At 63.7% G+C, this 19,348-nt stretch carries 14 protein-coding genes and 1 tRNA gene; 6 read left to right on the forward strand and 9 right to left on the reverse strand.

Annotated features, from left to right (window positions below; all coding sequences use genetic code 11):
* Positions 1–11: 11 nt before the first annotated feature.
* The 5 genes from L1K66_RS02840 to L1K66_RS02860 all read left to right on the forward strand — a co-directional run bounded on the left by L1K66_RS02840 (position 12) and on the right by L1K66_RS02860 (position 4,910).
* A tRNA-Leu gene (locus L1K66_RS02840) sits at positions 12–96 on the forward strand.
* Between the two features lie 109 nt (positions 97–205).
* Positions 206–883, forward strand: coding sequence for a PilZ domain-containing protein (locus L1K66_RS02845; RefSeq protein WP_252259529.1), 678 nt, complete (start codon positions 206–208; stop codon positions 881–883).
* Between the two features lie 161 nt (positions 884–1,044).
* Complete coding sequence (locus L1K66_RS02850) at positions 1,045–2,673, forward strand: NAD(P)/FAD-dependent oxidoreductase (protein WP_407931972.1); 1,629 nt, start codon at positions 1,045–1,047, stop codon at positions 2,671–2,673.
* Positions 2,673–3,119, forward strand: coding sequence for a GtrA family protein (locus L1K66_RS02855; protein ID WP_034956337.1), 447 nt, complete (start codon positions 2,673–2,675; stop codon positions 3,117–3,119). Before L1K66_RS02850 ends, L1K66_RS02855 begins: the two co-directional genes overlap by 1 nt.
* Before the next feature lie 3 nt (positions 3,120–3,122).
* Positions 3,123–4,910: a hypothetical protein gene (locus tag L1K66_RS02860; protein WP_252259530.1), complete on the forward strand. Its 1,788-nt coding sequence runs from the start codon at positions 3,123–3,125 to the stop codon at positions 4,908–4,910.
* On the opposite strand, the gene msrB is transcribed toward L1K66_RS02860, so the two are convergent.
* From msrB to L1K66_RS02880, 4 genes are all read right to left on the reverse strand, one after another.
* Positions 4,897–5,415, reverse strand: a complete 519-nt coding sequence (gene msrB / locus L1K66_RS02865) for a peptide-methionine (R)-S-oxide reductase MsrB (RefSeq protein WP_034956333.1) — start codon at positions 5,413–5,415, stop codon at positions 4,897–4,899. The two genes, L1K66_RS02860 and msrB, sit on opposite strands and share 14 nt — an antisense overlap.
* A gap of 81 nt (positions 5,416–5,496) precedes the next feature.
* The gene (locus L1K66_RS02870; RefSeq protein WP_252259531.1) at positions 5,497–6,834 is read right to left on the reverse strand and encodes a cytochrome P450; all 1,338 of its coding nucleotides are present in this window, start codon (positions 6,832–6,834) and stop codon (positions 5,497–5,499) included.
* A 115-nt stretch (positions 6,835–6,949) separates the two neighbouring features.
* Positions 6,950–8,254: an ABC transporter permease gene (locus L1K66_RS02875; protein WP_252259532.1), complete on the reverse strand. Its 1,305-nt coding sequence runs from the start codon at positions 8,252–8,254 to the stop codon at positions 6,950–6,952.
* The gene (locus tag L1K66_RS02880; protein WP_252259533.1) at positions 8,251–9,249 is read right to left on the reverse strand and encodes an ABC transporter ATP-binding protein; all 999 of its coding nucleotides are present in this window, start codon (positions 9,247–9,249) and stop codon (positions 8,251–8,253) included. Before L1K66_RS02880 ends, L1K66_RS02875 begins: the two co-directional genes overlap by 4 nt.
* 76 nt (positions 9,250–9,325) lie before the next feature.
* Here L1K66_RS02880 and queG point away from each other — a divergent pair, with 76 nt between their 5' ends.
* Positions 9,326–10,378, forward strand: a complete 1,053-nt coding sequence (queG, locus tag L1K66_RS02885) for a tRNA epoxyqueuosine(34) reductase QueG (protein ID WP_252259534.1) — start codon at positions 9,326–9,328, stop codon at positions 10,376–10,378.
* Between the two features lie 232 nt (positions 10,379–10,610).
* Here queG and L1K66_RS02890 read toward each other — a convergent pair whose 3' ends face one another.
* The 5 genes from L1K66_RS02890 to L1K66_RS02910 all read right to left on the reverse strand — a co-directional run bounded on the left by L1K66_RS02890 (position 10,611) and on the right by L1K66_RS02910 (position 19,343).
* Positions 10,611–11,861, reverse strand: a complete 1,251-nt coding sequence (locus tag L1K66_RS02890; protein ID WP_252259535.1) for an NAD(P)/FAD-dependent oxidoreductase — start codon at positions 11,859–11,861, stop codon at positions 10,611–10,613.
* A gap of 60 nt (positions 11,862–11,921) precedes the next feature.
* Positions 11,922–16,613 carry an NAD-glutamate dehydrogenase gene (locus tag L1K66_RS02895; RefSeq protein ID WP_252259536.1) on the reverse strand — a complete coding sequence of 1,564 codons (4,692 nt, stop codon included), beginning with the start codon at positions 16,611–16,613 and terminating at the stop codon, positions 11,922–11,924.
* A 126-nt stretch (positions 16,614–16,739) separates the two neighbouring features.
* Positions 16,740–17,732: an LLM class flavin-dependent oxidoreductase gene (locus L1K66_RS02900; protein ID WP_252259537.1), complete on the reverse strand. Its 993-nt coding sequence runs from the start codon at positions 17,730–17,732 to the stop codon at positions 16,740–16,742.
* Positions 17,729–18,580 (reverse strand): tetratricopeptide repeat protein, encoded by an 852-nt coding sequence (locus L1K66_RS02905; protein WP_252259538.1) that lies wholly within the window; start codon positions 18,578–18,580, stop codon positions 17,729–17,731. The genes L1K66_RS02900 and L1K66_RS02905 overlap by 4 nt, the downstream gene beginning before the upstream one ends.
* Before the next feature lies 1 nt (position 18,581).
* On the reverse strand, positions 18,582–19,343 hold the full coding sequence (locus L1K66_RS02910; protein WP_407931973.1) for an alpha/beta hydrolase: 762 nt from the start codon (positions 19,341–19,343) through the stop codon (positions 18,582–18,584).
* Between the last annotated feature and the right edge of the window lie 5 nt (positions 19,344–19,348).

Raw genomic sequence — 19,348 nt, forward strand, 5'->3', positions numbered from 1 at the left:
GATGCCGCCCGGCGGGTGTGGCGGAATGGTAGACGCCGGGGACTTAAAATCCCCTGATCCTTGATCGTGTGGGTTCGAGTCCCACCACCCGCACCATTATCCCTGTCTTAACCCCTCAACCGTTATGCCCGCCGATTGAGACCAGGGATAACAACGGATTGCGCGCGCTCTTTCGGGATGTCGTCCGCGATCAGGCAACACACGCATGGATAACGCCGCGATCAATCCGAAAGCGAATTTGAGCGAAGAGCCGCTCGGTGAAACCGTGCCCGAAGCAACGGCTGAGCCAGCGCTGCACGTCGAGGAACGCCGCGCGCCGCGCTTCACGCTGCTGATCAGGGCGGCGAAGCTCGTGACCGCGCAAGGCGAATTCGTCTGCGTTGTGCGCGATGTCTCCGAAACCGGGGTTGCAGTGCGGTTGTTTCACAAGATGCCGACGGGCGATCCGATCGAGCTGCATATGCCGGGCGGGAGCGTCTACGAACTGCGCAACGTGTGGGACCGCGGCAATGAGGCCGGTTTCGAATTTGCAAATCCGGTGGATGTCGGGCGGCTGATCAACGAAGCGGGGAACTACCCCAAGCGCGGCCTGCGGCTGGGCCTCAATTTCCCGATCCGGATCAAGACGCTTTCCGGCACAAGCGAAGGCCTGGTTGAAAACCTGTCCCAACAGGGCGCGCGGTTCGAATGCGACACGCTGTTCGCGATAGACCAGACGCTGAGGCTGGAAAGCGCGGTGCCTGGGACCGCCATGAAGGAAGTCCGGGCGAAAGTGCGCTGGCGGCGTGACCAGAATTATGGCGTGGTGTTCGACGATACGCTTTCGCTTGAGGATTTCGCCCGCTTCGCCGCTCGCCTGCAATGCCCGGGGCTGCTCAACTGATTACCGGAAAGACCTTCCCTGATTAAGGAATTTTCCGGGTCGGCCAGCAAAAATCCGGCAATTAATCTGCCTCGTTTACTCCTCGCTAACCAATTTCCTTCACTCCCGGTTTCAGGATGTCCGCGCGCCTTGCGGACATGACGACGAAACGGGGGCCTTTCATGATGCAGCGCGACGCTGATCAGCCGGGTATCATTGATGTGGATGTGGCAATCATCGGAGCGGGGCCTGCCGGGCTGACCGCCGGTTACCTGCTGACCAAGCAGGGCAAATCGGTTGCCATCATCGAAAAGGACGAAACCTATGTCGGCGGCATCAGCCGCACCGTCGAACACGAAGGCTACCGCTTCGACATCGGCGGGCACCGCTTCTTTTCGAAGTCGCAGCAAGTCGTCGACCTGTGGAACGAGATCCTGCCCGACGATTTCATCCAGCGCCCGCGCATGAGTCGCATCTATTACGAAGGCAAATTCTACAGCTATCCGCTGCGCGCATTCGAAGCGCTGGCCAATCTCGGCATCCTGCGCTCAACCGCCTGCATGGCGAGTTACCTGCGTTACAAGCTGTTCCCTATCAAGGACGTGCGCAGTTTCGAGGACTGGACCACCAACCAGTTCGGCCACAAGCTCTATTCGATCTTCTTCAAGACCTACACCGAGAAGGTGTGGGGAATGCCGTGCAATGAAATGAGCGCCGACTGGGCGGCTCAGCGGATCAAGGGGCTGTCGCTCTGGGGCGCTGTCGTCGACGGATTGAAGCGCAGCCTCGGCCTCAACAAGAAACCCAATGACGGGCAGGCGGTGAAGACGCTGCTCGAAACCTTCCGCTACCCGCGACTTGGCCCCGGCATGATGTGGGACGCCGCGCGGGACAAGATCATCGTATCGGGCAAGGGCCAGGTGCTGATGGGCCTTGCGCTTGAACGGCTGGCAAAGATCGGCCCCAATCAAGACGGCTACGACTGGTCGATGGTGGCCAGCGGGCCGGGCGGCACGGCGCAAATCCGCGCCAAGCACGTGATCAGCTCCGCACCGATGCGCGAATTGTCGAAGCGGATCCATCCGCTGCCGCAATCGAGCCTTCAGGCCGACAAACTGCGTTACCGCGATTTCCTGACCGTGGCGCTGATGGTCAAATCCGAAGACCTGTTCCCCGACAACTGGATCTACATTCACGATGACCGGGTGCAGGTGGGCCGGGTGCAGAATTTCCGCAGCTGGTCGCCAGAAATGGTGCCCGATGAGGACATGGCCTGCGTCGGCCTCGAATACTTCTGCTTCGAAGGGGACGGCCTGTGGTCTTCCTCGGACGAGGATCTGGTGGCGCAGGCCACGCGCGAGATGCAGATCCTTGGCCTGTGCGATCCTTCGAAAGTGGTTTCCGGCGCGGTCGTCCGTCAGGAAAAGGCCTATCCGGTCTATGACGACGATTACGAAGCAAACGTGCAGGCGATGCGCGTCGAGCTGGAGGATCAGCACCCCAGCCTGCATCTTGTCGGGCGCAACGGGATGCACCGCTACAACAATCAGGATCACGCCATGATGACGGCGATGCTGACGGTCGAGAACATCCTCGCGGGCAAGCGTGTCTATGACACGTGGTGCGTCAACGAGGATGCCGAATATCACGAGGCGGGCGACGAAGGCGCAGACGCAGCGATTCCCGCTCGCGAAATCGCGGCTCAGCCGCTTAGCGAGGATCAGGTCGCAGCGCTCACCAGCCTGCGCGGCGTGCCCGAACGGATTGCGCCCGATGACGGGCAGGCCGAAGAGATCCGCAAGAGGGCCTGATGCCGGTGCAAGCCAATCCCGCCTCTGTTCTGGCGAAGATCGGGGACATACGTTTCCTGCGCTATGTCTTTGCCAGCGTGGGTGCGCTGGCAGTCGATGTCGGCTGCTTTCTGGGTCTGATGGCGGTCGGCACTGCCGCCGCCCCAGCTTCGGCAGCGGGCTATTCGCTTGGCATTCTGGCGCATTGGCTGATGTCGAGCCGCGCGGTGTTTCAGGATAGCGTGGCCGACGGCGGGATCGCCCGCACCCGGCAAAAGGCGCTGTTCGTCATATCCGCGCTGATCGGGCTCGGCCTGACCACCGCGATTGTCGGCTTTGGCGACTGGAGCGGCATTGATCCGCGTCTGGCCAAGGGCGTGGCCATCGTCGTCAGCTTCCTTGTGACATGGCTGATTCGCAGCCGCATCGTCTTCCGCAGCCCTGCCGTTCCCGCGCAAGGAGCCTGAGCGATGCTGGTCGAGCGGCGACGGGCGGCGTTTACGATCAACTTTCTGGTCCGGCTCGGCCTCGCCTGGCTCGCCGTCAGCGCGATGCTGGTCGCGATCAACTGGAGCGCGATTGCCGCGCTGCGCTTCCCGGATCCCGATGACACGATGCGCCTTATCCAGGTGCGCGACCTGCTTGGCGGACAGGCGTGGTTCGATCTGTCGCAGCACCGTGTCGACGCATCGGGCGGGGGCGTGCCGATGCACTGGTCGCGGCTTGTCGACATACCGCTCGCGCTTGCGATCCTGTTGCTGACGCCGATCCTCGGGCCGGAGAATGCGGAAACGGCGGCGCTGGTGATCGTGCCGCTGATTACGCTCGGCCTTTCGATGATGCTGGCGGCGCGCATCGCGTGGCGGCTGCTGGGCGACGAAGAAGCCATCCTGACTTCACTCGTGCTCGCCATTTCGGTGCCGGTGTTGTTCCAGCTTGGCCCTTTGAGGATCGATCATCACGGCTGGCAGATCGTCTGTGCACTCGCGGCGGTGAACGGGCTGATGGCGCGCTCCCCGGTGCTTGGCGGACGGATCATTGGCGCATCGCTGGCAACATGGCTGGCGATTTCGCTCGAAGGCCTGCCGCTGGCGGCGATCATCTTTGCCGTGATTGCGGTGCGCTGGTTGCGGCACAGGGATGCGCGCGTGATGATGGTCGGTGCGATCCAGTCGCTCGCGCTGGTCAGCCTCGCGCTGTTCCTGCTCACCCGCGGCATCGACGACCTTGCTCTCTACTGCGATGCGATCAGCCCGGTGCATCTGGCCATGTTCCTGTGGGGCGCGGTGGTGTTGACGCTGTTTGCGAAGTTCGAACCCATGCCGCGCGGCATTCTGCTGTTCGGGATCGCGATCGCAGGCGGAGGCGCTTTGGCGGGGCTGCTGATGGCGGCTCCGCAATGCGCCAGCGGCGGCGGATTTTCCGCGCTTGACCCGATCGTGGCAAAGTACTGGCATGCCAATGTGCTCGAAGGGATGCCGATCTGGCGGCAATCGCTTTCGACCGCGCTGCAATATGCGGTGACGCCGCTGATCGCGCTGGTCGCGGCGATTGCGCTTGCGGCTCGGTCGCGCGACTGGCTGCGGCAGTTCTGGTTCGATTACGCGGTGATTCTGGCCGGCGCCTTTGTGGTGTCGATCTTTGTCTCCCGCGCAGGGGCAGTGGCCTGTGTGCTCGCCGCACCGCCGCTCGCATGGCAGCTGCGCCAGTGGTTGCGCGCGATCCGGACGATGGAGCAACCCGCGCCGCGCATGGTCGCCATGATCGGCGTGGTGTGCGCCCTGCTGCCCGCCTTCCCGGCAATCCTGCTGGCCAACGCCATGCCCGCGCGTGCATCGCTGGGCGGTGTGCCCGATGTCGCAGTGAAGGCGGTTGACTGCAGGATGCAGGACGCCGGGCCGGTGCTGGCCGAGCTGCCGAAGGGTGAATTCTTCGCGCCGATGGATATTGCGCCCGAGTTGTTGCTGACGACGGATCACACCGTGATTGCCACCGGCCACCATCGCGGCAACGCCGGGATGCGCGTGCTGATGGAAACGGCGCTTGGATCGCCAGACGAGGCAAAGGCGGCGCTGGCAAAGCGCGGAACAGCCTATGTCGCGCTGTGCCCCGCGCTTGGCGAAGCGCGCATGTATGCCAAGATCGCGCCTGAAGGGTTCGTCGCTGACCTGATCGACGGGCAAGCCCCCGGCTGGCTCGAACCTGTCGCGCTTGATCAGGGCAACGGACTTAAGGTCTGGCGGATCAGGCCGGAATGAACTTCAGCGCAAGCCCGTTGATGCAGTGACGCTTGCCGGTCGGCCGCGGCCCGTCGCCGAAGATATGCCCCAGATGCCCGCCGCAATCGGCGCAGTGGACTTCGGTGCGGGGATAGCCGATCTTGTAATCGACGGACGTGCCGACAGCCCCGCCGTCAATCGCGCGCCAGAAGCTCGGCCAGCCGGTGCCGCTGTCATATTTGTGGGCCGAGGCATAAAGCCGGTTGTCGCACCCCTTGCACACGAATGTGCCGGGCCGCTTTTCATCGTTGAGCGGCGATGAGTAGGCGCGTTCGGTGCCCGCTTCGCGCAGGATGTAATATTCGTTGCGGGTAAGCTGGCGGCGCCATTGTGCTTCCGTCTTCGAAATGCGGAAATTGCCGACCTCGCGCGCTTCGGCGCGACCGCTGCCGCAGCTTGCAAGCACCGGCATGGCCGCGAGCGCACCGGCAGCGGCGACAAAGCCACGGCGGCCAAGGCGCTGTTCCGTCAGGTTGAAACGCATGGGTATCTCCCCTCGCAATCGCATGTATCCTACAGGCAATTACGCCGAGAAGCGCCCAAAAGTTTCAGCCGAGGGGCGAAATCAGAACTCTGTGATCTCGACTTCGAGCTTGCGGAAGCCATGGACGAAGTTGGCCCGCACCCGTTCGACATCGCCGGCGACATGCACGCGCATGCGGCGCTTGTGCATTTCCTCCAGGAGGATGCGCAGTTGCAGTTCGGCGAGACGCGCACCGACGCAGCGGTGGATGCCGTAACCGAATGCGATGTGGCGGCGTGCGTTTTCGCGGGTCAGATCAAGCTTGTGCGGATCGGGGAAGATCTCTTCCTCGTGATTGGCGGCGAGGTACCACAGCACCACCTTGTCGCCTTTCTTGATGGTCTGGCCGAAAACTTCGGTGTCCTCGGTGCAGGTGCGGCGCATATGCGCCAGCGGGGTCTGCATACGCAGCATCTCCTGCACCGCATTGGGGATGATCTCGGGATTTTCCTCGAACAGCTTGCGCTGGTCGGGGAATTTGTCGAGCGCGTGGACGAACCCGCTCATCGAATTGCGGGTGGTGTCGTTGCCGCCAACGATCAGCAGCACCAGATTGCCCATGAATTCCTCGGGCCGCATCTGGTTCATCGCCTCGGAATGGATCATCATGCTGATGAGATCGTTGCCCGGCTCCTTGTCCATGGTGCGTTCGATCCACAGCGACTGGAAATAGGCTGCCATTTCCTGGAGGATTTCCCAGCGCACCCCGTCCAGCTCGCGCACGGTCGCAAGTTCGGTATCGCCCGACCAGTCGGACCAGAAGGTCAACAGGCGGCGGTCTTCCCACGGGAAACCGAACAGGATCGCAAGCATGCCGGTGGTCAGTTCGATCGATACCTTGTCGACCCAGTCGAACACCTTGCCGCGCGGCAGCGTATCCAGCAGCTCGCCAGTGCGCTGGCGGATCTCGCCTTCCATCTCGACCATCGCGCTTGGAGTGAACTTGGGCGCGACGGTGCGACGCTGGCCGGTGTGCTGGGGCCGGTCCATCGCGATGAACATTGGCAGTTCGCGGGTGTCGGCCCCGGCGGCCGCCGCTTCTTCCTCGGTCAGCCGTTCGAGGATGGTGATGCCGCCATGTTCCCAGCTGGAGGAGAAGGTTTCAGGAAGCGCCTCGATATGCTGGATCGCCTTGTGGCCGACCACGGCCCAATAGGGGCCATAGGGACTTTCCGGGATGTAATGCAGCGGCCCTGCGTCCTGCATTTCCTTGAAGATCGGCTGCCACTTGTCTTCGAAATAGATGTCGGAGCGACTCACGTCCCACTTGTGCGAATGCTTGGGACGTTCTTCCGGATGCTGCTCGAAATGCGTTTTCAGTGCATCGTAGGATGTCGGCGAAGTGCGGACTTTCGGGCGTCCCGGTGCGATCGTGGCCATGACTCTCTCTCCCTGCGAGAGGCCCGGCGTTTCTTTCCGCCTGACCGGCCTCTCCCTCCACCAAGCATCCTGCCCTAACTGACAGCCATGTCAATAGTGGGTTGCGAATTGGAACCTATTCCGCCGGTTCCAGCGTGGCGGGTTCTGCCGCCGACTTGCGGCCCCAGCGGCGCTTTGTCTTCTCGCGGCCCGCTCCACCCGATTTCATCACGCGTTTGCGGAACAGCAGCGAGCCGCCCTTCACCAGCAATCCGACCCACAAGGCCTGCCACACCAGCGCGGCGGCATGGACCCACAGCGTCTCGTCCAGCGCCGCACGGGCGAGGAAGGCAAAGGGCGACGACAGCGGGAAAGCGGCGGCCATCAGTTCAAGCTGTGAACCTGCATCGGTCAGCGTCGCGGCGGCAAGGAAGAACACCATCAGCTGCAACATCGTCACCGGCATCGAAAGCGTCTGAACTTCGCGCACCGAATTGGCCATCGCCCCGATCGTCAGGAACAGCGAGCCCAGCAGCAGATAGGCCATCGAGAAATAGGCCACGCCCAGCGCAAGGAACAGCGGCCAGCCCACGGCGGGGCCGGGCAGGTTGCGAAAATCGGTCTGCGTCACGGTGGTGATCGCGTCTTCGGCGATCGCCCAGAAACCCCAGCCGAGCAGCCCCCAGACCGCGATCCCGACGAAGGAGACGGCGAGCATGGCGAACAATTTGCCCATGAACACCGAATCCATCGGAATTGCCGCGGCGAGGATTTCGATGATCTTGTTGCCTTTTTCCTCGGCAAGGTTGGACAGCACCATGCCTGCAAGCAGCATGGTCAGCAGGAACATCACCATCTGAGCCGCTTGCGCGGTGCGGATGCGATTGGTCCGCTCGGAAGCGGCGCTCGACGCGACGGTCTGGCTGGTCGACTTGGGCACCGCCAGCGGCGTCGCCGCCATGGCGTCAGCGGCGAGCAGTTCGATCGGGCCCTGCCAGCGGCGCAGCTGACCTTGCGTGCCGACCACTTCCGGCGCGGCAAGCGTGCCGGTCACGATCGCGGCATAATTGCCCTGCCGTGCCTCCATGTAGCCGCGCGCATCGAAGTCCGGATTGCCGGCGGCTTCGGGCACTTCGACCAGCGCCGGCACTGCGCCGCGCAATTGCGGGGAGAGCCGTTCATGCGCGGCGAGCATGGCGGCATTGTCCTGCGCGCTCATCGCAAGGCCGACTTCGACCACCGCCGCTTCGCGCGATACCTGGCTGCCGATACTGCCCGCCAGTCCGCCGACCAGCACCGGGAACAGCGGCCCGATCAGGAAGAACAGGAATGCGCGGCTGAACAGCACGGCGACGAAATCGCGCCGGGCGATGACCCATGCGGCTTCGAGCCGGGACAGGCGCGGCCTTGCGTCGATGGCGGCTTGATCGTGAGCGCTCATGATTGGCCTCCCTGGGCATCGGCTTCAAGCTGGCGGGCGGCGGCTTCCCCGGCGATGGCGACAAAGGCATCGTGCAGGCCCGCGCGCTCGATCGACAGGGAAAGAATCCCCGCATCTCCTTCGATCAATTGCCGCAGCAGCGGTTCGACCCCGGTTTCGGGCAGCGGGAAGTAGAAGAAATCGCCTTCGCGCCGGGTTTCTTCGGGAAGTGCGGCGGTCCACCCGCCTTCGCGTGCCCGCGTTTCCAGCCGAACCTGTGCCGGAATCCGGTCACGCGCGGTTTCGACGCTGCCGGCATAGGGCACCTTGCCCCCGGCAATGATCGCGACGCCTTCGCACAGGCGTTCGGCATGGTGAATCACATGGGTTGAAAAGATCACCGTCACCCCGTCTTCGGCGAGGCTGCGGATCATCCCTTCGAGCTTGCCTTGGTTGATCGCGTCAAGGCCGGAGAACGGTTCGTCCAGCACGACAAGGCGCGGGCGATGCACCAGCGTGCCGAGCAATTGCACGGTCTGCGCCATGCCTTTCGACAATTGCCGGATCGTCCGGTCTGCCGCGTGCAGCAGATTGTGCCGCTCGAGCAATTCCATCCCCCGCTTGCGCCCTTCCTTCAGCGGCAGGCCGCGCAGCGCACCCATGAAAGCAATCGCCTCGATTGCCTTCATCGCCGGGTAAAGCCCGCGTTCTTCGGGGAGATAGCCGATCAACCGGCCGATATCATGGGGCCGATCATGCCCGAAAACGCGGCGCACGCCTTCGTCCGGGTCGATGATGCCGAGCAGCATCCTCAGCGTCGTGGTCTTGCCCGCGCCATTGGGGCCGAGCACGCCGTAGATCGCGCCTTGGGGAACCGACAGGTCCACCCCGTCGACGGCGCGTGTGCCGTCAAAGCTCTTGACCAGCCCCCGCGCCTCTATGGCAAGAGGACGCGGATCGGGAGGGGACAGCGCCAGCGCCTCTTCCCCTTCACCCAGTTCGGCAACATTGCCCATTATCGATCGATCGCTTGACGCCATATCCATGCATGTGAGGGTTAACGTGTGAGCCTAAACGGGAGTAACCCCAAGCATGGTTAATGGCGAGGCAGGAATTGCACTGGCAGAGCGGATCGCCGATCAGGCGCGCGCGCTCGGCTTTGTCGCCTGCGGGATCGCCAGCGCGGCGGAGGATCCGGAGCGCGCCTGCAGGCTGGAACAATGGCTGGGCGAAGGCCATCACGGCTCGATGGAATGGATGGAGACGCGGGCGGAGCACCGCCGCTCGCCGCAAGGGCTGTGGCCCGAGGCGCGCAGCGTCATTGCGCTTGGCATGAGCTATGCCCCGGCAGCCGATCCGCTGGCGCTGGAGGCGCACCCCGATCGTGCCCGCATATCCGTCTATGCGCAGGGCAAGGATTACCATGATGTCGTCAAGAAACGGCTGAAGGCACTGGCCCGCTGGCTGGTGGCGGAAGAGCCGGAGGCGCAGGTCAAGGTGTTCGTCGATACCGCCCCGGTAATGGAAAAGCCGCTCGGCGAGGCGGCAGGGATCGGCTGGCAGGGCAAGCACACCAACCTCGTCAGCCCGGATCACGGTAGCTGGCTGTTCCTCGGCGCGATCTACACGACGCTGGAACTGGAGCCGTCGCAGCCGCACCGCGACCAGTGCGGATCGTGCCGGGCGTGCCTTGACGCTTGCCCGACGGATGCTTTCCCCGCGCCGTACAGGCTCGATGCGCGGCGCTGCATTTCCTACCTCACGATCGAGCACAAGGGCGAAGTGCCGCATGAATTCCGTGAGGCATTGGGCAATCGCATTTACGGCTGCGACGATTGCCTTGCCGTCTGCCCGTGGAACAAGTTTGCGAGCGAGGCGCACGCCGCGCGCGAATTCCTGCCGCGCGCCGAATTGACCGCGCCGCGCCTCGCCGAATTTCTGGCGCTGGACGATGCCGGGTTTCGCAGCCTGTTTTCCGGCTCCCCGATCAAGCGGATCGGGCGCGACAGGTTTGTGCGGAACTGCCTCTATGCGGCGGGCAACAGCGGCGATGCCGCTTTGCTGGCGCAGGTCGAGAGGTTGTTGGCCGATCCCGATCCGGCGGTGGCGGATGCAGCCGGGTGGGCGAAGGCGCGGCGCGCCTGATCGTTTTCCTACTGCGAAGCCGTGCGCTATGGCGGGGGCGGCTCTTTCAAATCGTCGGCAATATCGGATCACCGGGAGGGAGGGGAATTTTTAAAACACGATAAGTGTTAATTTCGCTTTTCGGGTGTTTTTCCGCCGGTTTTCAGACGGATAGGGCGCGCAGAGCCGCCTGACACCGTGTCAGCTTTGTCAGCTTTATTCGCAGGTGCAGAATGATGGCCGCCGGCGATGATCAGAGCAGGTCTTTAAGCGCCACTTCCGGGTCGGCCAGAATGGCCGGATCAATCCGCTCCGCCCCGTTTTCGAGCAGTTTGCGGCCCTGCACATAGTCCTTCATCGTGCCCACACAGTCGAAGGCGATCGGACGGCCTTCCTTCATGTAGACCACGGTGAACTTGCGGGTTTCCGGATCGCCGCGCAGCACGGTCGCATCAAAGCCGAGGTTCAGCCCCGCCGTCTGCAGCTTGAGATCATACTGGTTGGACCAGAACCACGGGAGAGCGTGATAGGGCTGTTTGTCGCCCATGATGGCGCGGGCGGCGGTGTTCGCCATGTCGTTGGCGTTCTGCACCGATTCGAGCCGGATCACCGCGCTGTCCGCAAAGGGATTGGCGTGCGCGGCGCAGTCGCCGATGGCGTAGACGTCATCTAGCGTGGTGCGGCAGAACACGTCGACATCGACCCCGTTCGATCCTGCCGCTCCGGCAGCGATCAGCGGGCCGACAGCGGGAACGATGCCGATCCCGACGATCACCATGTCGCAATCGATCACATCGTCATTGTCGAGCCGGACGCCGGACACCTTGCCGTCCGTCCCGAGAATCTCCGAAACCCCGCGTGACAGCAGCACTTCGACGCCCTGCCGCCGGTGTTCATCCTCGTAAAAGCGCGACAATTCCTCACCCGCGACGCGCGCCAGCACCCGGTCGAGCATTTCCACCAGCGTGACCTCGCAGCCCAGCTTGCGCAGCACCGCGGCGGCTTCGAGCCCGATGTAGCCCCCGCCGATCACCACCGCGCGGCGCGCACCCGATTCGAGCGCCGCCATCATCGCGTCGGCATCGCTCTTGTCGCGGACGTAGAAAATGTTCGCCAAATTGGCTCCGGGAATGCCCAGCCGCCGGGGATCGCCCCCGCCTGCCCAGATCAGCTTGCGATAGCCAAGCGTGCTGCCGTCGCTCAGCGTGACACTGTGTTCTTGCGGATCGATCGCGCTGACACCGCTGCCAAGGCGCAGTTCGATGCCCTTGTCTGCCCAGAACTTTTCCGGGCGGATCATGATCCGTTCGAAAGGCTTGTCCCCGGCAAGATATTCCTTGGACAGTGGCGGGCGCTCATAGGGCGGCACGCTGTCGCGCCCGACCATCACGATCCGCCCCTCATGGCCCTGCTGGCGCAAGGCAATCGCTGCCTGCGCCCCGCCGTGGCCGGTGCCCACGATCACGACATCAGCCGTGTCCGATGCTGTTCCCTCTCCGCTCATGCGACGCCGACTTCCGAAAAAATGGGTGCGCGTCAAGCGGCAAACGCGTTTTCCCGGTTCCTAGCGTTCCAGCAGATTGCGTGCCTGGCTGGCGATCTGGGCCAGCACGGCGGGAGCAACCGGGGGTCGCGCCTGGGCCCGGGCAACCATCGCGCGGAACTGTGCCACCGCACCGGCATTGTGCGCCGCCCAGTCCGCAACCGCGCCCGCCGGGTCGCTCTTGCCCGACTTCCGGCGGAGCAGGCGACGCAGGAATTCGAGCCGCATATGCTGGAAATCGCGCGCCAGTCCGTCGACCAGCAGACGCTCCCAGATATCGCTGGGCGACATGTGCGCCGCCGTCCCCTGCGCCCAGTCCAGCCCGATCCGCTGGCCGATGTCGGAAAACGCCCGGGTCAGGTCTTGCGGGTCGATCTCGGTCTTGATCGCAAGCTGTGCAAGGCCGATCGAGCCGTCGTAGTCGAACAAATCCGCCACCCGGTCGGCGAGCGATTGCGGGGCACCCTGTTCGATGAAGTGGGCGCGCAATTCCTCCGAACGCTGGCGGGTGTCACCCGCGACCAGCTCGGCGCGGCCTTCGCAAAGCCGGGTCACGCCCTTGCGCAGATGCTCGATCATGGCGCCTGCCTCGACCCGTCCCGCTCCGGTCCGCAGCACGTCGGACATCAGATTGCCAACTGCCGCCGCGGCGCGATCAAGCAGGGCAATGCGCGCCGTCTCGCTCATCGTCTGACTGTCAATGTCGCGCCACAGCGTCTTGAGATCGAACAGCCGCTCTACCACCACGAATGCGGCGGCGACATCGGCAAGGCCCACCCCCTCTTCCTCGGGCAGTTCGAAGGCGTGGATCAGGCCCAGCCGGTTGACGATGCGGTTGGACAGATCGGTGGCGATCAATTCGCGCCGCAGCCGGTGTTCGCGGATCTGGCCGAGGAACTTCTTCTGCATCGGCTCGGGGAACATGGCGATCAGATTGCTTTCGAGAATCGGATCGTCCGGCAGTCCGCTGGCCTCGATCGCGGCCTGCAGTGCCAGCTTTGCCGAGGACAGCAGCACCGCCAGTTCGGGCCGGGTCAGACCGTGGCCGTCGGCGGCGCGCCGGGCAAAGCTCTCGCTGTCGGCAAGGCCCTCGGTCCGCCGGTCGAGTGTGCCGGTTTCCTCCAGCTGTTCGATCAGGCGGATATAGGACGCCGTCGCCTGCGAGCCGCCGCTTTCCGCGATCGACAGGGCAAGTGCCTGCAAGCGGTTGTCCTCCAGCACGATCTCGGCGACTTCGTCCGTCATCTTGGCCAAAAGCGTGTTGCGGGCCTTTTCGGTGAGCTTGCCTTCGCGCGATGCGGCGGCAAGCGCGATCTTGATGTTCACCTCGTTGTCGGAGCAATCGACCCCGGCTGAATTGTCGATGAAGTCGGTGTTGATGCGCCCGCCTGCGAGCGAATAGGAAATGCGCCCGGCCTGAGTGATGCCGAGGTTCGCACCTTCGCCGATCACCTTGGCGCCGACTTCCCCGGCGTTGACCCGCAAGGTGTCATTGGCGGGATCGCCAACGTCGAGATGGCTTTCGCTCTCACCCTTGATGTAGGTGCCGATGCCGCCGAACCATAGCAGATCGACCTGCGATTTCAGGATCGCGCTGATCAGCGCATCCGGTTCGATCTCGCTCTCGGCGATGCCGAGCATTTCGCGCGCCTTCTTCGACAGCTTGATGCGTTTCAGATCGCGCGAATAGACCCCGCCGCCTTTGGAAATGAGATCAGGGTTGTAATCCTCCCAGCTCGAACGCGGCAGTTCGAACATGCGCTTGCGCTCTTTCCAACTGGTGGCCGGATCGGGATCGGGATCGATGAAGATGTGGCGGTGATCGAAGGCGGCAACCAGCTTGATCGCCTTGGACAACAACATGCCGTTGCCGAAAACGTCACCCGACATGTCGCCACAGCCGGCGACGCGGATGCTGTCCTTTTGTACGTCGATCCCCATTTCGAGGAAGTGGCGTTGCACGCTGACCCAGGCGCCCCGCGCGGTGATGCCCATCGCCTTGTGGTCATATCCGTTCGATCCGCCGCTGGCGAAGGCATCGTCAAGCCAGAAGCCCGCACCTTCAGCAATGCCGTTGGCGACATCGGAGAAGCGCGCGGTGCCCTTGTCCGCGGCAACCACGAAGTAGGGGTCCTCTCCGTCGAGCACGGTGACGCCCTCAGGATGTGCCACCTTGCCGTCGACGATATTGTCGGTGATCGACAGGAGGGTGCGGATGAACACCTCGTAGCTGGCCTGTCCCTCTGCGGCCCAGCCATCGCGGTCAATCGCCGGCGAAGGGAGCTGCTTGGGATAAAAGCCGCCCTTTGCCCCGCTCGGTACGATCACCGCGTTCTTGACCTTCTGGGCCTTCATCAATCCGAGGATTTCGGTGCGGAAGTCGTCGCGCCGGTCCGACCAGCGCAGCCCGCCGCGCGCGACCGGGCCGGAGCGCAGGTGAATGCCCTCCACCCGGCGCGAATAGACGAAGATTTCGCGCCACGGCACAGGCTTTGGCAGGTTCGGCACAAGGCTGGAGTCGATCTTGAACGCCAGAGCCTCTTCGGCGGCCGGGGCAAAGGCGTTGGTGCGCAGGATCGCATCGACGACGGCGCGATACAGCCGCAAGAGCCGGTCATCGTTGATCGCCGTTACCTTGGCGAGACCGCGCTGATATGCGCTGCTCGCAGCGTTGATCGCCGCTTCGCGGTCACCTGCAAAGGCCGGGTCATGGCGCGCCACGAACAGGTCGATGATCGCCTGCGTCACGCTAGGCGCACGGCGCAGTGCATCGACCACGGTGTAGATGGTGAAGCCCATGCCAGTCTGGCGGAGGTAGCGATAGATCGCACGCAGCCAGATCGCTTCCTGTGCGCTGAGACCGCCGCCCACCACCAGCCGGTTGAACGGATCATCTTCCGAATGGCCATTGAGCACTTCCGCAATCGCGGTTTCGATGATGTCGGCGCGCTCCAGCAGCGGCTCGATCGCGGTCCCTTGGGGCAGGTCGAGCGTGAATTCGTGGATCGTGCCCAGCTTCCCGTCGTCCAGCCTTGTCGGCATTTCGGCGAGCACGCGGAAGCCGAAGTTTTCGAGCGCCGGGACCGCGTCCGACAGCGGCATCTCGCCCGTCGTATGATAGATTTTCAGCCGCAGGTCGCCGACGGGATCATGCGGCAGTTTGTAGAGACGGCACGAACGCGCTTCGGGATTTTCACCCTGCGCCAGTTCACGCAGTTCGATAATGTCGAGAGCCGCTTCGGCAGCACCGTAGCGCGATCGGTAGGCGGGCGGGAATGCGCCGGCATAACGCAATGCGATCGCCGGCACCCGCGAGCTTTCGTCAGCCTTGGCCAGATGGCCTTCGACCGCTTCGTTCCAGCCCTTGAGCAGATCGATGAGTTCGCCTTCGATCCGTTCCGCATCGGGAACCTGACCAGTCATGCGCGAATCGAGCAGGAATTGCAGCAGCGCAAGGTTGCTGCCTTCGACCTCAAGGCTCCAGCTGAGCAGATCGACCCCGGTCGTCTGAGTCAGCAGGTCCTGAATTTGCAGGCGGACATCGGTGGAAAGATAGTCACGCGGCAGCCATACGAAGGCGAACACGTGCCGTTCCAGCGCGGATTGCACCAGCACCAGCCGCGGGCGGGGGCGGTCGATCAGGCTCATCATCGCTGTTGCCAGCCGCTGGATGTCGGGCGTGGCAAAGGCGATCAGCAGATCGTGCGGCAGCGTGGTGAAGGCATGCACCAATGCCTTGCCCGCATGCCCTGCCGGATCGAATCCCATCGCCGCATTGATATCGGCCAGCGCCTTGCGCAGCAGCGGCACCTGCGTCGGGGGAGTTGCCAGACCCGCGCTGGTCCACACACCTGCATGGATCGACAGGGCGCTGATCTTCCCACCTTCGCGGACCGGCACGATGAACAGGTCAAGCGGCACGCGGCGGTGGACGGTGGCAAGGCGATTGGCCTTGATCACCAGCAATTCGCGCGGAGAGCCGGATTTGTCGTGCGCTTCGAACCACGCAAAGGCGCGTTCATAGGAGGTGTCGGCCAGCAGCTTGGCCGCGCTCTTGCGGCAAATGCCCAGCGCGTCTCCTTCGCTGCCGTCGCGCATCCGGGTGATGTGGCCCAGCTGCGTCAGCATCCCCTCGTTCAGCCAGTCGAGCAGGGCCGCGCTTTCGGGATCGCGCGCCTCCATCGTTTCGGCATCCGCAGCCATCGCCCCGCGCAGTTTGGGCCAATCGCTTACCGCTGCCCGCACATCGCCAAGCGTCACCCGCAGCTCCGCGATAAGATCGCGCCGCTGGCGCGCATCGACGCGCGGGGTTTCGATGTAGATCATCGATTCGTTCGCGCCGTTCCCTTTTTTGCCAAGCTTGGTCAGCGCGCCGTCCGCATCCCGTTCAACCCCGACAACCGGGTGAATCAGTTGATCGATGCTGAGACCCTGCGCGGTGATCGTCGAGGCAATCGAATCGACCAGAAACGGCATGTCGTCATTAATGATCGCGATCCGCAGACGGCGTTCGCCCGTATCGGATTCCAGCTTGAGCGCTGAGCGCGAAGGCGCACGCTGCTGCGCCGCTTCGAGCAGGAAAGCGGCGGCTTCTTCCAGCGCTGCACCGTCCAGCGGCGTGTCACCGGGAAGGATCGCCGCGCCAAGGTGCTGCTTCAGCTCCTTGAGCAATGAACCGGGTTTGGCGGAACTCGATGCGGGCTTTGCACTCATCGCCTGTATGCTCCTGGCATCCTGCACCCCGGCCTAACTGCGGTGTAATTATATTATGCCGGGTTATTTTTATCGTGCGGAAGGCAATACAGGCATTCGGGGGCGTCGCGCAAGCAGGATTGGCGCCTAAACGGTGACGCTCCGGCAAGCTTCCACCGTCATTTCCAGCGAACGCAGGCGTGCATCGGGGTCGAAGGTCGCTCCGCAAAGGATGATTTCGTCGGCGTGCGTTCGCGCGATGAAGGCGTCGATCTGTTCGCGCACCTGGCCCGGCGTGCCGACTGCGGCGGCCTGACCGAGATGATCGAGCATGGCGCGCGAAGGGGCGGGCAGGCTGTCGGTGTAATCCTTGATCGGTGGCGGCAGCTTCCCCGGCGATCCGGTGCGCAGGGCGACAAAGCTTTGCTGCTGGCTTGAGGCAAGCGTTCGCGCTTCTTCATCCGTATCAGCAGCAAAGACATTCATGGCGACCATGACATGCGGACGATCCAGCGCCTCTGAAGGCTGGAAATCGCGGCGGTACAGAGCCAGCGCGGCGTCAAGGTGATCGGGAGCGAAATGCGCGGCGAAGGCATAGGGCATGCCCAACTTGGCCGCGAGGCTCGCGCCGAACAGGCTCGACCCCAGCATCCACAGTTCGATCTTTGCTCCCAGCCCCGGTGTGGCGGTGATCGGAAGATCGACATCCCCGGTAAGCAGGGCTCGCAATTCCAACACATCTTGCGGGAAATATTCTGATGCCTGATGCAGGTTTTTGCGCAGCGCCCGCTGCAATTCCGGACCCGCTCCGGGAGCGCGGCCCAATCCCAAGTCGATCCTGCCCGGAAACAGCGCGTCGAGCGTGCCGAATTGTTCGGCGATCTGGAATGGCGTGTGGTTGGGCAGCATGATCCCGCCCGAACCGATCCGGATGCTGTTGGTGGCATTGCCGATATGCGCCAGCACGACCGACGTCGCTCCGCCTGCGATCCCTTCCATCGCGTGATGCTCTGCTACCCAGAAACGCTTGCAGCCAACTTCCTCGGCCTTGCGCGCGAGGTTCGCGCTCGCAGCCATGGCTTCGGACACGGTGCCGCCTTCGCGCACCGGAACCAGATCGAGAACGGAAAACTGCGTCATGAGGTGCCTTCTGCCGGATTGGCTGCTGCCGGGCCGATCTGCCCGAGGTAATCGCGGGCAATATCCGCAGCCTGCCCTTCGGGCTCAAGCGCGATTACAGATTCCCAGCTTGCGCGCGCCGCGTCCTCGCGCCCTGCGAGGATTGCGATAACCCCAGCTTCGAGCCCGATCGCCGGATCGAGCGGAGCGAGTTCGCCCGCACGCTCAATCGCCGCTTGCGCATCCTCGATCCGTTCGAGCCGCCGCAGCAGCGTCGCCTTGAGCAACCAGCTTTCCGATCCTTCCGGTTGCAGGCTGATCGCTGTTTCGAGCTCTACCAGCGCCTCCTCGCCCCGGCCTTGCGCCACCAGCGCACGCGATAGGTCGCTCGCCGCGAGTGACTGGATCGGCGCTGAGGCTGCATTGGTCGCATCCTCTTTTGCGCGGCGCAGGATCGCTTCGGCGCGCACCGGATCGCCGCTGGCGAGCGCCGCATTGCCGGCCATCGTGCCGAATCTTGCCCGCACCCGCAGTTCATCCTCGGGGCTTAAATCGCGGGCTTCTCCAAAGGCGGCGATGGCATCCTCCCACAGGCCCAGCTGCGTCGATGCGAGGCCCAGGCAATGATTGGCCAGCACCCGTTCGGCTCCGCTCGTTTCATTGCGGCGCAATTGGGCGAGCGTGTGCGCGCGCGCCGGATCATCCGATACGAGCTCAAGGCATTCGGCCAGCCATTGCGCCTCCGGAGAGGGCTGGCCGGCATCGGTTTCGCGAGGCGGGCGATTGCGCAGTTCGTCATGCCCGTCAGGCAGAGGGGTGGCGATCGGATTGGGGCCGACCTGAAGGAGCAAGGCAAGGATCAGCGACATTTCAGGGTTTTTCCGTGGAGTAGAAGCGGGCAACTTCGGCTTTGAGCCGCGCAATGTCCTGATCGCGCGACAGCCGGTGGTCGCCATCCTTTATCAGCACCACTTGAACCGCGTCCGAACGAAGCGCTGCAGCCAGTTTCAGGCTGATTTCCCAAGGTACATCGGCGTCGCGCTGGCCGTGCAACAGGCTGACCGGGCAATCGATCGCGATTTCGCGGTCGAGCCGCAATTGCCGTTCCGCATCGGCAAAGAAGCGGGCATGGGTGGGTGTCGGTTCGGGGCCATAGGGATTGTCTTCGTAGATCGTTTCCCCGGCCGCGAGACGGGTGCGCTGATTCTCGGAATAGCCCCATCGGGTGAAGTCGGGCGCAGGCGCGATCCCGATCATCCCGGCAAGCCGATCGCCCAGTTTCTCGGCCACCAAGAGCATCAGCCAGCCCCCCATCGACGATCCCATCAATAGCACCGGCCCCGTCACACAGGCTTCGATCAACGCCAGAATCTCGTCTCGCCAGCGCGAGAGCGAGCCGTCCGCGAAATCTCCCAAGCTTTCCCCGCAACCCGAGTAATCGAGCAGCAGGCAAGCACGGCCCTTGGCCTGTGCCTCTTCGAACAGCGCCGTCGCCTTGCCGCCAGCCATGTCGGACATATAACCGGGCAGAAAGACAAGCGTCGGGCCATCGCCGGTTGCGTGGCGATAGGCGATCCGGCGCCCGTCGGGCATTTTATGATATGCGATTTCCTGCATGCGGGTCTTTTCCATCGACC

Source organism: Erythrobacter aurantius, assembly GCF_023823125.1.
In the GTDB taxonomy this organism is placed as follows: domain Bacteria; phylum Pseudomonadota; class Alphaproteobacteria; order Sphingomonadales; family Sphingomonadaceae; genus Erythrobacter; species Erythrobacter aurantius.

Bases quoted from the DNA above. Each gene is read 5' to 3' on its own strand.
- L1K66_RS02845 (WP_252259529.1), top strand. From the start codon at position 206: ATGGATAACGCCGCGATCAATCCGAAAGCGAATTTGAGCGAAGAGCCG.
- L1K66_RS02850 (WP_407931972.1), top strand. From the start codon at position 1,045: ATGATGCAGCGCGACGCTGATCAGCCGGGTATCATTGATGTGGATGTG.
- L1K66_RS02855 (WP_034956337.1), top strand. From the start codon at position 2,673: ATGCCGGTGCAAGCCAATCCCGCCTCTGTTCTGGCGAAGATCGGGGAC.
- L1K66_RS02860 (WP_252259530.1), top strand. From the start codon at position 3,123: ATGCTGGTCGAGCGGCGACGGGCGGCGTTTACGATCAACTTTCTGGTC.
- msrB (WP_034956333.1), bottom strand. From the start codon at position 5,415: ATGCGTTTCAACCTGACGGAACAGCGCCTTGGCCGCCGTGGCTTTGTC.
- L1K66_RS02870 (WP_252259531.1), bottom strand. From the start codon at position 6,834: ATGGCCACGATCGCACCGGGACGCCCGAAAGTCCGCACTTCGCCGACA.
- L1K66_RS02875 (WP_252259532.1), bottom strand. From the start codon at position 8,254: ATGAGCGCTCACGATCAAGCCGCCATCGACGCAAGGCCGCGCCTGTCC.
- L1K66_RS02880 (WP_252259533.1), bottom strand. From the start codon at position 9,249: ATGGGCAATGTTGCCGAACTGGGTGAAGGGGAAGAGGCGCTGGCGCTG.
- queG (WP_252259534.1), top strand. From the start codon at position 9,326: ATGGTTAATGGCGAGGCAGGAATTGCACTGGCAGAGCGGATCGCCGAT.
- L1K66_RS02890 (WP_252259535.1), bottom strand. From the start codon at position 11,861: ATGAGCGGAGAGGGAACAGCATCGGACACGGCTGATGTCGTGATCGTG.
- L1K66_RS02895 (WP_252259536.1), bottom strand. From the start codon at position 16,613: ATGAGTGCAAAGCCCGCATCGAGTTCCGCCAAACCCGGTTCATTGCTC.
- L1K66_RS02900 (WP_252259537.1), bottom strand. From the start codon at position 17,732: ATGACGCAGTTTTCCGTTCTCGATCTGGTTCCGGTGCGCGAAGGCGGC.
- L1K66_RS02905 (WP_252259538.1), bottom strand. From the start codon at position 18,580: ATGTCGCTGATCCTTGCCTTGCTCCTTCAGGTCGGCCCCAATCCGATC.
- L1K66_RS02910 (WP_407931973.1), bottom strand. From the start codon at position 19,343: ATGGAAAAGACCCGCATGCAGGAAATCGCATATCATAAAATGCCCGAC.